General features: G+C 34.9%; 10 protein-coding genes. All 10 read right to left on the bottom strand.

Features of this window, described 5'->3' with window-relative positions:
- Window positions 1-19: 19 nt before the first annotated feature.
- The 10 genes from H7350_RS10325 to H7350_RS10280 all read right to left on the bottom strand — a co-directional run bounded on the left by H7350_RS10325 (window position 20) and on the right by H7350_RS10280 (window position 15,070).
- Window positions 20-1,027 (bottom strand): LacI family DNA-binding transcriptional regulator, encoded by a 1,008-nt coding sequence (locus H7350_RS10325; RefSeq protein WP_204345833.1) that lies wholly within the window; start codon window positions 1,025-1,027, stop codon window positions 20-22.
- 71 nt (window positions 1,028-1,098) lie between these two features.
- Window positions 1,099-2,349 carry a T9SS type A sorting domain-containing protein gene (locus H7350_RS10320; protein WP_204345832.1) on the bottom strand — a complete coding sequence of 417 codons (1,251 nt, stop codon included), beginning with the start codon at window positions 2,347-2,349 and terminating at the stop codon, window positions 1,099-1,101.
- 78 nt (window positions 2,350-2,427) lie between these two features.
- Complete coding sequence (locus H7350_RS10315) at window positions 2,428-3,312, bottom strand: T9SS type A sorting domain-containing protein (protein ID WP_204345831.1); 885 nt, start codon at window positions 3,310-3,312, stop codon at window positions 2,428-2,430.
- 216 nt (window positions 3,313-3,528) lie between these two features.
- Window positions 3,529-4,413 carry a glycoside hydrolase family 17 protein gene (locus H7350_RS10310; RefSeq protein WP_204345830.1) on the bottom strand — a complete coding sequence of 295 codons (885 nt, stop codon included), beginning with the start codon at window positions 4,411-4,413 and terminating at the stop codon, window positions 3,529-3,531.
- Window positions 4,403-5,896 (bottom strand): MFS transporter, encoded by a 1,494-nt coding sequence (locus tag H7350_RS10305; RefSeq protein ID WP_204345829.1) that lies wholly within the window; start codon window positions 5,894-5,896, stop codon window positions 4,403-4,405. The genes H7350_RS10310 and H7350_RS10305 overlap by 11 nt, the downstream gene beginning before the upstream one ends.
- Before the next feature lie 2 nt (window positions 5,897-5,898).
- Window positions 5,899-7,398 (bottom strand): glycoside hydrolase family 30 protein, encoded by a 1,500-nt coding sequence (locus H7350_RS10300; RefSeq protein WP_204345828.1) that lies wholly within the window; start codon window positions 7,396-7,398, stop codon window positions 5,899-5,901.
- An 11-nt stretch (window positions 7,399-7,409) separates the two neighbouring features.
- On the bottom strand, window positions 7,410-8,423 hold the full coding sequence (locus H7350_RS10295; RefSeq protein WP_204345827.1) for a glycoside hydrolase family 2 TIM barrel-domain containing protein: 1,014 nt from the start codon (window positions 8,421-8,423) through the stop codon (window positions 7,410-7,412).
- A complete protein-coding gene (locus tag H7350_RS10290) occupies window positions 8,420-9,682 on the bottom strand; it encodes a glycosyl hydrolase family 17 protein (protein ID WP_235989327.1) in 1,263 nt (420 codons plus the stop codon). Before H7350_RS10290 ends, H7350_RS10295 begins: the two co-directional genes overlap by 4 nt.
- Before the next feature lie 44 nt (window positions 9,683-9,726).
- A complete protein-coding gene (locus tag H7350_RS10285; protein WP_204345946.1) occupies window positions 9,727-13,188 on the bottom strand; it encodes a hypothetical protein in 3,462 nt (1,153 codons plus the stop codon).
- A gap of 226 nt (window positions 13,189-13,414) precedes the next feature.
- Complete coding sequence (locus H7350_RS10280; protein ID WP_204345825.1) at window positions 13,415-15,070, bottom strand: glycoside hydrolase family 16 protein; 1,656 nt, start codon at window positions 15,068-15,070, stop codon at window positions 13,415-13,417.

The raw sequence follows: 15,070 nt of genomic DNA, 5'->3' as shown, positions 1-15,070 counted from the left end.
TTGGTGAAAAACCGAATGCTTATTTCGTTGTGCCACGTAATTGCAGCTTTGCCTTAATGGTTTTGGTAACTAAATCTGTAGACGATTTATCATTCAAACGATTAATTAATAACTCGACTGATGCTTTACCAATATCTAAAGTGTGCTGAGAAATTGTTGATAATTTTGGATCGGTAAATTGAAGTACATTTTCATCAGAAAATCCTATAATAGACATATCGTCTGGAATACTATAATTATGCTTTAATGCCTTTTGTAGCGCCACTACTCCAGAAGTGTTGTCGATAGCTATGATACCGTCAATAGTTTGGTGAGTTTTAAAAAGTTGGTCTATATGCTCTTCAATAGAACCTTCTCTTTTAATAGCCACTATTACTGGATCTTGAGTATGGTTTTCAGACTCTTTTAAAGCCTCAAGATAGCCACTAGTTCTTAACTTCCCTACACTCAATTCATCAATATTACTAATCAGTACGATATGTTGTCTCCCTTCGGAAATGAGATGATTTGTAGCTTGATAAGCTGCATCAAAATCATCAATTATAACTTTATCTGTTTCTAAATTATCTGAAACTCTATCAAACAAAACAATAGGAACTTCCTGTTTTAATATATTGCTGATATGATCTGTTTTACTGATGATTTGAGTTTCTTCTGCTATAGACATAATAAACCCATCAACACTACCATTTGACAATAATTGAAGGCTGTCTTCTTCTTTAGATTGCAGCTCATTAGATAAACAGGTGATGATATTATAACCTTGTTTTGTCGCTTCTTGCTCAATAGCAAAAAGTGCTTTAGCAAAAAAATGATTTAATATATTAGGAATGATAACTCCAATTGTATTCGTTTTGCTATTTTTTAAGCTTACAGCCAGCTTGTTAGGTTTATAATTTAAAAATTTAGCCAAAGCTTTAACGCGCTCAATTGTATCCGGACTAATTTCTTCACTGTCATGCAATGCTTTTGAAACTGTAGATACTGAAACATTTAACTGCTCTGCTAATTGTTTTAATGTGACCATAATTATGAAAATAAAAAGGATGTACTGCAATATAAAAATACACTCTTTTATTATGACTAGAAAATATACCCTTACTTTTTAATCAATTTTATAACCTGACTGCGCTGTGCTAAATTAATTTTAGCAAAATATATACCCTTTTGCCATCCAGAGGCATCAATTGATGCTGTATTAGTATGAGGATTTAAGGTCTTAATTTGTTTACCCAAGGTATCATAAATAATAATTGATTCTACTGGTTGAGCAGCTTTTATAACCCAATTGTTATGTGTTGGATTAGGAAATACAGTAAGGGTCATTGTTTCTACATCCTGAACACTTAAACTTGTTCCTGGGTTTACTGAAAAATAAAGATTATCAACATAGGCAATCCCTGTATCTAAATCGGATAAAGTACCTACTTTAAATTGAAAAAATTTATCCAAATCAAATCCTTGGCTTGTAAAAAAAGTCAATGGAATATCAACACTTGTCCATTCATTATAGTTAAGCATTTCCTGAGTTGGTAGTTCATAAAAATATTCTTGCACACTACCATCTTCTTCAATTAAAATCATTCTAATTTGTGTGGCATCAGACGTCCAATAATCAAAATGAAAATAATTATATGCAGATACATCAGTAACAATTCCAGAATTTGTTCCTTCGCCATAACCTGCAACCGAAAAGTCTAATTTTAAAGTATTGTTTATTGCATTTGTAGGGTCAGTATCTACAACAGTAGCTTCACCAAAAAAATAATCACTTGTCCATATATTCGTAAAACCTCCTGTATCTCCATAAACACTTAGCACTTCATTATCAGGAGTTGTCGGTGTAGGCGATGGAATTTCTAATTCTTGAACATTAGTTCCTCCGGCAAAATCATCGACCAGATAAGTTCCAACTTGATTATTATTAAAGTCGGGAAAAAACACCAGTAAGTCATAATTACCCAAATTTGGTCCATAATTCAAACTAATCATTTGCCAATCGGTTCCAGTGGTTGTAAATGAGAGTTCTGTATCAGGACCTGTGCCACCTTCAAACTTTAAAAGATGTGTTCTGGTGCCATATTCGGCAATGGGTTTAATTCTGAATGTGATGGTATTATTATCATCGTCTGATAAATCTAAATTTTGAGCTAAATTTAATTGTGCCGTGTCAAAAGCTAAACCGCCTCCCGAAATTGAACCTACATCATCACCATTATCAGTAGTAACAGTAAAGGTGCAATCAAAGCAATTCATAACATCTTCGGGTTCAGAAAAATCTATAGGAAAGGTTTGACCATATGTAAAAGTAATTGATAATAAACTTAGTAATTGTAATAGTAATCTCATGACTTATAGATTTTAAATTAAAAAAAAGAGCCGCATTGCAACAAGCAAATGCGGCTCTTAAACTTGCGTTAGTTTTGACTATCTCTTTATTAACTTCATTGTTTTACTGCCTTTATCTGAACTAATCTTAGCTACATATAAACCAGAAACCAAATTAGACGTATCAATAGTAGCTTCATTAGTATTTGGATTCATTGCAATGACTTGCTTTCCAAGAACATCATAAACTTCAATAGACTTAATTTGCTGAGTAGAATTTACATTCCACACATTGGCTGTAGGATTTGGAAAAACTGAAAACTCATTACGATCTGCTGTAGTTACAGATAGTGTAGTATTTTCTCCAACAGTGATTCCTCCAATAGCGTCATATTGTGCGTCAAAAGACATATCAATATTGACATTAGGACCTGTCATATTAAATCCGTATTGAATATGATCTCCTACTGCAGACTGTGCTGCATCTAACGTAATTGTAAAATTACCTTCGCTTAAATCATAAGTGTATGATGTAAAAGAGCTGTAATCTGGTGCAAAAACTTTAATAAATGCTTCGTAAGTAATTGGATAATCTAAACTAGAATCATCTAATGTATTACTGATAACTTCAGCATTAAATGTAAATGAAGTTCCAGCTAATGAATCATCCTCTAAATAATAAGTAGCATCCATTATTTTATTTCCAGTAAGGTTCCCAGTTTGCCAGAACCCATCTGTATCATTTACTCTATTAGGCTTCAACGTTACTGTACCATCCATATTATCGACAACAATAAGATCTGCTGTTCCCCATCCTGAACCAAAAACAAAACCACCTCCATTTGCTGGTGTTTCAAAAACATTCATATATCCAATCCATCCAGTACCTTCTGTACTAGCCGGATCAAAATTAATATCCGTTTGTGCTGTTGCTGGCAATAATGCCAAAATCATTAATGCTGTTAAGATGTAATTTTTTTTCATATTGTTATTTATTTAGTTATTAATTTTAATTATTCTTAGTTTTTAATATTTTATATTTTAATATTCGTAAATGTAACAGTCAAAACGAGAAATCACAAAAAATCCACCACTACAAAAAGCATACAAGTCGAAAATTTTTACTTTTCATAATAACAGCTAAAAAATCTCGAAACTCTTACTATTACTAGGATTGAAACACATTTCACTTTAGTATTTCTAAAATTTCAAGTCTTCATCCTTATTCCAAAGTCCCCAATATGCACCTACATCGCCTTCGGCTCCAACTTTCCAAGATTCATCAAACGATGAAAAGTAAAACATTTCAATTTGGTCTTCCTCAGACCATTTTTGAGCATTGATAAAATACTTTATAGCATTATCAAACGACGGATGAGCGCCTTCAAAACTAGTTCCCATATTTGGCCAACCTGTTTCGGTTACAATAACTTTCTTTCCGTTGGCCGCAAGTTTTGCCTGTGCAAACATTTCTTTCATATATAAAAGCGAATACTCTAGAGGACAACCTTCCCAAAACGGATAGCAATTTGCTAATATGATATCACAAGCTTCAGTTATTTTAGGTCTTTCAGTAAACTCATAATACGCATCTACATATCCCATTGGGATTTCTGGAATTTCCTTCTTAACCTGATACATAAAGTTTAACAACTCGTCTTCAGTTAAATCACCTCGATACATCACTTCGTTCCCAACTGCAGCTATATCTACAAAACCTTCTTTAGCTAATTGGATAAGACCTGCTATTTCACGTGTATTAATTTCGGGATCATCACCTAACCAAGCACCAACTAATGTTTTTATGCCGTACTCGTGAGCTATTTTGGGAATAATTTCATTTCCGTCGGTACACGAAAACGTACGGATCCATTTTGTATAGGGTTTAATAATCTCCATACGTCGACGTATTTGTGCTTCTGAAATTTGATCGCCTGCCGACTGTCCTTCTTCATACGGACTAAAGCACAACCCATGCATGCCGTTATTTAATATTGTTTTAAACGAAGATTGTAAATCTTCTTTCGACTTATTAGCAAGGTCTACTCCTGCTAATGCCATTACTTTACCAGCTCTAACCGACATTATATTCTGTTGTATTTGATGTTTTTTCTAATTCAATATTTTCATGTGAATTGGAAACGGTATCCTTCACTTTAATAGCTTTACGTTTATCTAATTCGACACGGATATCACCAGCAGTTTTTTCAGTAATACCATAATTTCTCATAATAAACATGGCTACAAGCGTTCCTAACATTGGAAAGAAACAGAAGAAAGCATGCAATCCATCTACAGCAGGTTGTTGGTCTGTAGTGGCTAAATCTGGGTTAAACCCTACAATGCCTATAATAACACCGCTAAGTGCTCCCGCGATAGCAAAACCAACTTTTACCATCCACCAGTAAATAGCTCCAAAAATGCCTTCTCTGCGTTTACCTGTATAAAATTCATCAACATCTATAATATCTGCAGTCATAGACATCATAATTGTAAATAAACTTCCAATGCCAAACGAAAAGAATGGAAGTGCTATAATATACATCCATGGCTTCCCAGGAACAAACAAAAACCATAGCATAAAATAGCCTACAATTGAAATACCTTGCGCTATCAAAAATGCTTTTTTCTTTCCAAAAATCTTAGACATCCAAGTCACAACAGGTATGACTATAAAGGTTGTTCCTATAGCGCCTAAGCAACCAAACATGGAGACCCAGATACCGCTGGCTTCAGCATCACCATTAAATAATTTATATACAATTACAAAAAATGTGAGTGCAGCAACTGTATTAAATGCATTAAAAATTAAAAACGTAGCGGCACATATTTTTCTAAACTCTTTAATCTTAAAGGCTTCTACAAAACTGTAATAGATTTTCATTAGACTATTTCCAATATTTGAGGTGTTTAGAGGCTCATAGTCTTTATGAAGTGTTGACTCGCTTTTTATAAATAATGCAGGAACTATAGCGCAAATCGCACATGGAATAGCAACCCAGATAGACAATTGTCTTACGGCTACCTCAGCTGAAGAAAACCAGCTAGGATCATACATGATAATCCAAAATAAAGGCGCTATTACCCAAGCCCATTGGCCTATAAATTGTGCCACTGCCATGATATGAGTTCGTTCGTGAAAGTCATCACTCATTTCATAACCCATAGCTACATAAGGCACACTAAATAAAGTGAGTCCGAGATAAAATAAAATAGACCATAAAAAGAAATACCAAAAATTAAATTGCAATGAGTTTTCTTTAAACAATTGCCACATAAAAATATAGGAAACTCCCATTATAATTCCGCCAATCAAAACATACTGTCGTCGTCGTCCCCATTTAGATTTGGTATTATCTGAAATAAAGCCCATGATTGGGTCTGTAATAGAATCGAATATCCTTGGAGCAAAGAAAATCACGCCCCACATCCAACCAGGAAATCCTAAATCCTGAACCAGAACCACCATAAAAATCCCCATAATTGCTGGGAACATTTGATTGGCAAACATACCAACACCGAATGCCACTTTTTGGCCGAATGGGACTTTATTGATGACTTTAGACATAATTATTGAGTTTTAGATGGTATGACTATGGTTTGAATGGCCTGCTCACTAACTACGATGTTAGTTGTTAGTCCATTCAGATTTAAAATAAAATTTTGTGCAGTAGTTCCTTCGTTAAATACAACAACTGCAATTGATCCATCAGGATTTTTAGCAGCAGTAACCATTAAGGCATCGTTAGTATTTTGAACGTCTATGATCATTGCATTTGGCCTGATGTATTTACTGAAATGTGACATGGTATAATAAATCGGTGTAAAATAAACCTCATCATTATCAGGATCAACAATTACTGGAGCAACACACCAGTTTTCAAACCAGTTTGGTCCACCTTGCTTGTCTAAAACCATGTTCCAGTCAATCCAGCCATCGACCCAATTATTGAGACAGCCAATGATATCTCTCGCATATCGATTTACAGGCGCATATTTTGGATGTAAATGTTTTTGTTCATCAGGCGCCCAGTCCCATCCCCAATCTGTAGCTTCTTTAGACCAATACCAAGCATCGTCTTTCCATTTTGGAATTTCAGAATCAACACAACCTTCAGTTTCTATGAGATATTTATCAGGCGCTTTATGATGTGCATATTGTAAGTCTTCTGGAAAATAATCATAAGTGCTTTCATACCAGTGAATCGCTGTTCCTGCAAAATATTTTGATGAGGCTTCATCTTTAAACATTTCATCGACCCATTCTTTTATACCCGCTCTATTCTGGTCATATCCAAGAATATTGACGTCTCCAAATCCATCAGACTCTAACTTCGGACCTAAGTAATTTTGAACAAAATTAGTTTCTTCATTTGGAGAAAAGTGCATGCTTTCCCAGTTATTCCCATTTCCGTGAGGCTCATTAACAGGAGTTAATCCCCAGATATCAATACCTTCAGCTTTGTAAGCTTTTAAATATTTTGAAAAATAGGTTGCAAAAGCTTCGTAATATTCTGGTAGTAATTTTCCGCCGACATAGGCCTTATTATCTTTCATCCAAGGTGGAGCTGTCCAAGGTGACGCCACAATACCAAATCCGTCTTTCGATATCGCCATAGCCTCTTTAATCATAGGAATCAAATCATCACGATCTTCCTCAATAGAAAAGTTATTGATTTCAACATCACCTTCAACAGGTGCATAGGTATAATTAGTTAATGAGAAATCGCAAGACGCTATATGTGTTCTGGTTAAAGAATAGCGAGCACCAGATTCGCCAAAATAAGCTTCAAGTACTTTTTCTCTATTAGCTTTACTCAGTTTATTCAACAAATAAGCTGAGGATTCGGTAAACGAACCTCCTATTCCAGTGATTTTCTGAAATGTTTTCTCAGGAACTAATGTTATCGTATCGCCTTTTGCTTCGGAAGGAAACTCAGTGATTTTTGTCAGTTGATTTCCATTGGCAGACGTTTCATAAACTTCAACCACTAAAGCGGTTTCTTTTTTAGTACAACTCATTATCGTAAACAATAAAAGCATGTATAAATTAGGTTTGATAAATTTCATATGCTTTGGTTTTAGTTTTTATTTAAGCTCTGGTACTTTTCCTTGAGTACGTTAAAGACTTGCTTTTTGTTTCTATCAATATCTACAATGCCCCAATATTCTTCGTTAGGCGCTCCATCGTAAGGGATTCCTGTACTATTAGGCGCATAACCACCAATATCTTGTGTATCGTTATTTCCAGCTTTCCACCAGCCATCAGTAAATGAAAACAAAGTCACTCCCGAACAGATATCAGTATTCTCAAACACCTTGTTTAAGATGTGTTTTGCAGCATCTGCCTGAGCTTTCTGGTTTTCACCTTGTTTATAACCTGCTTTTTCAATAGACATATAGCTGTCTCCACCAGTTTCAGATAAGTACATCGGTTTAGAACTCACCGCTTTCCATAGCTTGAAAATTGGCTCAGGATTATCCCATCTATAGACATTCATTCCCCAGACATCAATATTCGGACTCATTTCTAATGCCAATGCATCAGGTAAATCACCATGAGCGGTTGTTGTTGGATGATTAGGGTCATTGGCATGAATTACATCTGCAGCATCATTCATGGCTTTGTACCAGTTTTTAATATCGTCTCCAAACCATTCAGGATGGTAATTGTATTCGTTTCCTAATTCCCACATCAGGATGGCACTATGATTTTTGTAGGTGTTGACGTAATCGATAAAGGTTTCAGATTCGATATCATAGTGACCGCCTTGATTGTAGCCAAAGCCCATTATGACTTTTATTCCCGCTTGGTGAATTTCATCTAAAACCTTAACATCATCAATTGGCGCATAGACTCTAATGGTATTGATACCAGCTTCGGTCATTAAGGCTAAATCTTGAGTGAGCGTTTTAAAACTTCTGTTATTACCACTGCCTTTTGGAACCGGATGATAACAAATACCCTTAATCGTGTACAAGGAGTCGTTGACATAAATATGACTATCCTTAACTGAAACAGTCATGTTTTGCGATGTGCTTTTACAAGACATTACAGTAAATGAGAGGACTAACAATGTAATATATGTTCTCATTTTGATTGTGGTTTTAATTCAGGAATCATGACCTCTTTCATCAGTTCATCTATGTTTCCGTTGTATGTTTTAGTAATCGGATTTCCATTTCTGGTCAATCCCTTAAAAAGACCTTTATCAACCAAATCCCAAAGCGCATATTTAGCTTTTCCATCGATAGTGAATAAACCAAAATGATTTTCAGAGCCTTTAGGATTTTCAGCATCTTTCCAGTGTTCATCAAATGCTTCAAAATAAAAGCAAGACATCCCAGCTTTATTGGTCCATTCTCTCATATGCTGATAGTAAAGTGCTTCTTTATATTCGTCGGTTGCTTTAGATCCATTGTTTCCGTATAGACCTCCAGAATAACTAGCCCAACCTGTTTCTCCGATATGAATAGGTTTATCAACACCTAAACTTTTCATATAAGTTTTTACGGCTTCATATTGAGACATCGCATACACTTTCGCTCTCAACATTACCGAATCAATTTTAACTTTTTTAGAGGTGTTTGTTTCAGTTTCTGAAATTCCCCAAAATACTGGATGATAATGTGTATCGTGCATCGGATAGGTATGCATTGAAATATAATCGACAGCATGTATTAGCTTTTCCAAATCTTCAACATGATACTCTGAATCTCCTCCACCCCAAGACGCAAAGTTATCAGAACTGGTAATCCATAAATCTTTAGGTAATTCACCAGATTTTTTTAGGGCTTGCAAATGATTCACCCATTTTAAAATTACGCCAGGTTGTACATAATAAGCCGTAGCCCATTTCACCATGGCTTCATTTCCGACGGCAAGAATTTTGACAATTTCAGGATATTTTTTTGCAAGTGTTACCGCAGTTTGAACTTCAACAGGGTTACGTTCACTTTCCTGGTTATGATCTGGTTTGACGTTATCCCAGTTAAAGGCGTTTTTACAATCAATCCAAATACCGAGCATCACATACATTTCGAAGTTTGCGTTTTCATCTTTTAATTGACGAATAGCCTCTAACACATTAGCAGCCTGGTCTAAATGAACATTGTATGTCCGCAAGATTTTAACTCCCATAGCATTAAGAATCAACATATCCTCCTTAAGATCATTGATGCTAGGCTGATCATCTCTGGATGTCGTTCGATAGCCACCATAAGAGATGGCTAAATATTCTGGATGTCCTAAAATGTCTTTCGCGTTCAAATTGGGTTGGTTTTTATTGGCTACTGAATTATTATCTTTATTTATACTAGTTTGACATGACAACACAAGGAGTATAGCAAACATGCTTACTGTTATTTGTATACGCTTTATTTTGTGCTTGTTACACTTCATTTTTTCAGTTCTACAACTATCTGATGGATTTCACCTGTTCTATTAAATAGTTTTGTACTTGTTTCAATATCTGTTTTTAAGCCATCAAACTCTGTAACAATCTGATTATTAAAACTTACAGTAATATGATTCTTGTCTGAAATTTTATAAATAACAGGCACTTGACAATAGGTAAAACAAAGCGAGTCTTTTTCTAATTGAATCGTTTTAACCTCATTATTTACATTAGAATATGAGAACGTTTTAGCTTCAGAAATAAATTCATCAGATCGCAATAATCTCGGATTAAATATTAAAACTCCATGTCTAACAAACACACCTAATTCCCCAAATCGGCACAACACATCCTCTTTTACCTGTCCGGTCATTCCTGGTTGTTGCGCTCCTTTACCTGCAGGAGTATGTGAGTGAGGGTCGGTTGGAAACGCACCATATAATTCTGGTGACTTGTGTACTCCAATGCCTTCATTGATTTCGTAATAGTGTTCGAGTAATCTTCCAATCACTTCTTCGCTTTCATTTTGAGCTACAGCTAACAAACAATTTTCCTGAACCGCTAAAAGCAACTTAGATACCATGTGCCAGTAAATGGAACCTAATCCTTCATAACCGAAAAATGTCCCAGAGCGACCTGTAAACGATTTATGATCGAAAATGTCTTCAAACATGTCGAGCACTAATTGTTTGTCGCTAGTAATTAAAGATTTGTATTGTGCTTCAGGTAACTGATTAATAGCAGTTTTCAAACTTTCGGCATTATTAAAATTGCCATTAAAATGATACTGTCCTAAAACATCTTTTTCTATAATTTGCGTATTACCATCAGCAATAAGTTGCTGTAATAGTTTTGATGATTCAACTGATATCTCAGGAATATTATTTTTATCGACAAAGCGTGGTAATTCTTTATTTGGATATAAAATATAACTGTATTGGTCTTCTCTAAACAAGGCGCTTGCCTTCAAACCGTCTAAAACACTGAGAGCTTCTTTAGGCTTTAAATATCCCGAACTTAAGACAGCCACTTGGCCTTCTAACATTTCTGACAAATAAGAGATTGAAACCTCAGCATCACTTTCTACTGTCATCAAATTATAAGCATGGTATAGATTATCGGTTCTTTTATTTGCTTTAATTGTATGATCTAAATACGTTTTAAGGACTGTAAAAAACTCAAGTAAATCTGATTTAGAAATCTGGTCTTTATCGCTTGAAAATCCTGATTCATAAATCTTTAATCTGTAGACACTTCCTGCTTTACCAAGACCGTCTAAAATTGTTTTTCTTTCAGTATCAGAAACTTTACCTGACAATACATTAGCGTTATCAACTAAAGTTGACACTACAGATTTGAAAAATATTTTAAGTTCAATGGAAAGGCTATAGTTATCTTGATCAGATTGCTCAACTATGTTTTCAAAGAAATTGATAAATCGCCTTAGGTAGTACAAGGTCACCATAGATACGCCGTTACCAACTAAAGCATTATTGGCGTCGTTCCATTCAGGTCGTTGAGTATTTAACCAAATTCCGCCTTCAGGAATAAAATTAGACACTTTTGCTAAAACGGTAGCTAATAATTTTTCAATTAAATTGACCTTATGAATGAAGAAATTTTCGTCTCTAAGTAAAGCGCCATCAGCTCCTAATCGCTCTTTTTCATCATTAATTTTATCGTGTAGTTTGTAATCGAAGTCGATGGTATCCTTAGGATTATTTAGAATCTCTTGATAGCTCTTTATCTTATAAGGCACATTAGCATAAACAAACACATCGTTTGTAAAACTGTTAGATAATTTATTAGGATAGTGGTTCTCTACAAACTCCAGAAATTTGAGCAAGTAAATGATTTGGTGATCGCCCCAATAACCAATATAAGACCATGGATCATCTTCCTCTATTGCTTCCCAATCGAAGCCATCTTTTGTGACTCGGTATGGATTATAACCTTCAAAGGTTGTTGCATTAAAGAATTTATGAATCATGCCTTCAATAAATGCAGGATATGAATGCGCTAATGTTTCCCAATTCTGAAAAATATCTCTCCAGTTACCTTCGTAATCTAATATTTTAGAACCATCAACTTCACTACGAGTATTTATAGAAAACTTGTTCCAAGGCCTGCTAGGATCGCCATGTCTTCGGCTGAATTTTAATGGTAAATATTCATAACATAGTCTTTTGAAGTTTTTATCCTCATCTTGATCGGCAAGCGTTTTTATAAAGTCTAGATTAAATTGCTTAGGTAAACCATTTAAAATATCTTCTTTTTTCTTAGATACCTTTTTGTTGGCCTTAGCCATATATTTCACAAAATCACCTTTTTCTATTTGGTAGTTATTATCGAAAATACCGCCTCTCATAATGTTGAAAAGTGTATTTGCAAAATGTCGTGTATCTCTTAACTTATCATCTGTTAGTTGAATGCCATCAGATGCGCCAACAAGTTCTAAAAGGTGTTTTGTACCAGCATCAATATCATGTTGTACAAGTGCTTCCAGGTTAGCATTGCTTTTAATTTTTTGAGACACATAATTAATAGCACTTATGGTTTGATTTACATTTGCGACAAACATCCAACTCTTTTCAGACTGAGGTTCGAGGCTTAACTCTTTTGAAATAAAATAAGCACCTTTCTCGGCTCTAATATCATTTTCCTGATGGATTTCTTTGCCTTTCCTGAAGTTATCCAATTGTAGAGAGGATAATAAATGGGTTGGATTGTCGAGACCTGAAAACCAAACGGTATTTGACTTTAAAGCTTCGCTAGGTTCTGCTTTATCAACGATTATAGCGCTTAAAGCAAAAATGCCTATTCCAGTATCTTCTTCTAATTCACTTTTTTTATAAGCATCGACTAAGTTACTTGCAGAGTTTTGAAAATCTGATGCCAAACCATAAGGAAGAATATTTTGAAGTCCGTCCAAAATTTTCACATCCATCTTTTGGTTAGATATATTTATAATTTTGGCCTTTCTTACAAACCCAAACTGATTACTAGAATTCCATTGGTATCTAAAAGTGATATCCAGATCACGATTAACTTCTTCAAATATGACTTTATTACCTGATGTATTTTTATACAAATTTCTTTGAACCTTATAAGCACCTTGGTATCTGGCAGAAAATGGTTCCCACAAATAGGTTCTATCATCTTTGTGAACTTGAAAAATAGTTTTACTACCTGTAATTTCTGAAGATTCAGTTATTTTATCATCTGTATAATATGGAAATAGTGCATTATTTGCATCCTTTCGACCAGCAGTTAAAGCACCATTACTTGAAATAAATAACCAATGATTTGAATTACTTACTATACTCATAAAAAACGGTCTCATTTGATCGCTATTAGAGATTTTATAATAAGTTTCGTTTTCTATAGTTAACAATTCTCCTGTAACTTCTGCATTGTTAAATGAAGCTTCCTTATGCCCTATATATATTGGATTTTGAGTCATTATAGATTCTACCATCAATGATTAATACTTATATTTTGGGGTTAAATTTGTTCTGAAATAGTCAAGGTGATTCAAAAGTAATTTCATTTGAAACTGTAGTGCGTTATATAAGTCTACTCTGTTTCAAGTACATATAGATTTGTCTCACTTTAAATCGTCTAAGGATAAGGCCGAGTGTAATGCTCGACCTTATACTCGAGACTAACTAAATAATTAAATTATACTATTATTGATATACTCTCACATAATCAATTTCCATACTATCTTCTGTAAAAGCCGGATCAATATCTCCTCCTAAAGTTCCTCCCATAGCAATATTTAGAATTAAGAAGAAATCACTTTCAAAAGGTAAATCCAGTGAATTAGCAACAGTGTGGTATACTGTATCATCTACTAAAAAAGTAATGGTATCTGGTGTCCATTCTACAGTATAGTTATGGAATTCAGTAGTAGACGTGGTTAGTATTGTATCAGATCCGTCACCAGCTCCTGGTGAAACCGCAGGATGGTGAACGGTAGCTAAAACTCTATTTTTATCTTGACCTGTTTGTTCCATGATATCAATTTCACCACAAGCAGGCCATGTGTTTGTATCGTAGTCTGCTCCAAGCATCCATATAGCTGGCCAGGTTCCGATAGAAGCAGGTAGCTTTGCTCTAACTTCTACCCTACCATAAGTAAATTCGAATAAGTTTTCAGATTTCAAACGCGCTGAAGTGTATCCACTGCCATCTGCTTTTGCAGTAATTTTTAAAAATCCGTCTTCAACGATAACATTTTCAGCAGTATTGGTATAGGTTTGCACTTCTCCATTTCCCCAGCCTCCTGCACCAAGATCGTAAGTCCAGTTTGCAGCATCTGGCGCACCATTAGTATCAAAATCGTCAGACCAAATTAAAGTATTGTAAATAGAATTAAATTCTTCATTTGGAGGTGTTGTTGTAAATCGGTGGTACCAATACAGAACAGGATTTAAGGCGTCAACTGTTCTCACATACAATGTCGTATTTGTCACTGAAATAATATCATAAGACGATGATCCTACATAATATCCCATGAATTTATCATCGGAAAAATTCATTGTAGTCGCTCTTGCATTAAAATCTGGATCTGGTACTAATGACCAATCGAATGAAGAAGGCGCCAGAGATACGAGACTCACACCAGACGTATCAAAGTCAAAGCAAGCATCTTCACCAGCATTTTCACCAATTACTCCCTGATGACTAGCATTAAAAAATGTTTGTCCGTTGTTATTCAACTCAAACGTAAGTTGCTCACTAGCATCGAGACTAAAGATGAATTCGTCTGTACACAAGCAATCTGAAATTGGGATTCCACATTTTTCAAAAGGCTGAGCAGCATAAAATGAAGGAAACCAAAATGCATCGGCAGCAATATCAACATTACCGCCAACACCTAAGTGTCCTAGTGAAGCTGCATCTAAATACCATGTCTTTGAAGATCCGATACCTCCACTTAACAATTCTTTTGCTTCAATATCATCAAAAGAACTAAAAACTTCAACCTCTATTGTTCCAGTAGTAGAAACGCCTCCAGTACCAACTGCGCTAACCACTACAGTATAAGTATTTAATCCAACCAAACTATAACGGTGTGTATTTACACCAGATGGTACAACAGCTTCTAGACCATCACCAAATTGAAAATTATAGCTCAATGCATTATCAGCACTAGCCGTTAGTTTTACAAAACCACTTCCGTCACCATTAGGATTATCGGCATCAACACCAATTACCTCGGCAGTTATTGTCAAGTTAGTTGGAGCAATTAAATCACCGACTGTAGCGTCATCATCTTCACAATTGACAAAGCATGCCATTGTAAGCATCAATACTGTTATTTTAATAAGATTTTTCAT

It is taken from the genome of Psychroserpens algicola (assembly GCF_014526325.1).
In the GTDB taxonomy this organism is placed as follows: Bacteria; Bacteroidota; Bacteroidia; order Flavobacteriales; family Flavobacteriaceae; genus Psychroserpens; species Psychroserpens algicola.
Note: the sequence above shows the minus strand (reverse complement) of the source record. Positions and strands in the feature narration are given on the sequence as shown.

Coding starts and splice junctions, on each gene's coding strand:
- H7350_RS10285 (WP_204345946.1), bottom strand. CDS start 13,188: ATGACTCAAAATCCAATATATATAGGGCATAAGGAAGCTTCATTTAAC.
- H7350_RS10295 (WP_204345827.1), bottom strand. CDS start 8,423: ATGAGAACATATATTACATTGTTAGTCCTCTCATTTACTGTAATGTCT.
- H7350_RS10280 (WP_204345825.1), bottom strand. CDS start 15,070: ATGAAAAATCTTATTAAAATAACAGTATTGATGCTTACAATGGCATGC.
- H7350_RS10305 (WP_204345829.1), bottom strand. CDS start 5,896: ATGTCTAAAGTCATCAATAAAGTCCCATTCGGCCAAAAAGTGGCATTC.
- H7350_RS10325 (WP_204345833.1), bottom strand. CDS start 1,027: ATGGTCACATTAAAACAATTAGCAGAGCAGTTAAATGTTTCAGTATCT.
- H7350_RS10315 (WP_204345831.1), bottom strand. CDS start 3,312: ATGAAAAAAAATTACATCTTAACAGCATTAATGATTTTGGCATTATTG.
- H7350_RS10310 (WP_204345830.1), bottom strand. CDS start 4,413: ATGTCGGTTAGAGCTGGTAAAGTAATGGCATTAGCAGGAGTAGACCTT.
- H7350_RS10300 (WP_204345828.1), bottom strand. CDS start 7,398: ATGAAATTTATCAAACCTAATTTATACATGCTTTTATTGTTTACGATA.
- H7350_RS10290 (WP_235989327.1), bottom strand. CDS start 9,682: ATGTTTGCTATACTCCTTGTGTTGTCATGTCAAACTAGTATAAATAAA.
- H7350_RS10320 (WP_204345832.1), bottom strand. CDS start 2,349: ATGAGATTACTATTACAATTACTAAGTTTATTATCAATTACTTTTACA.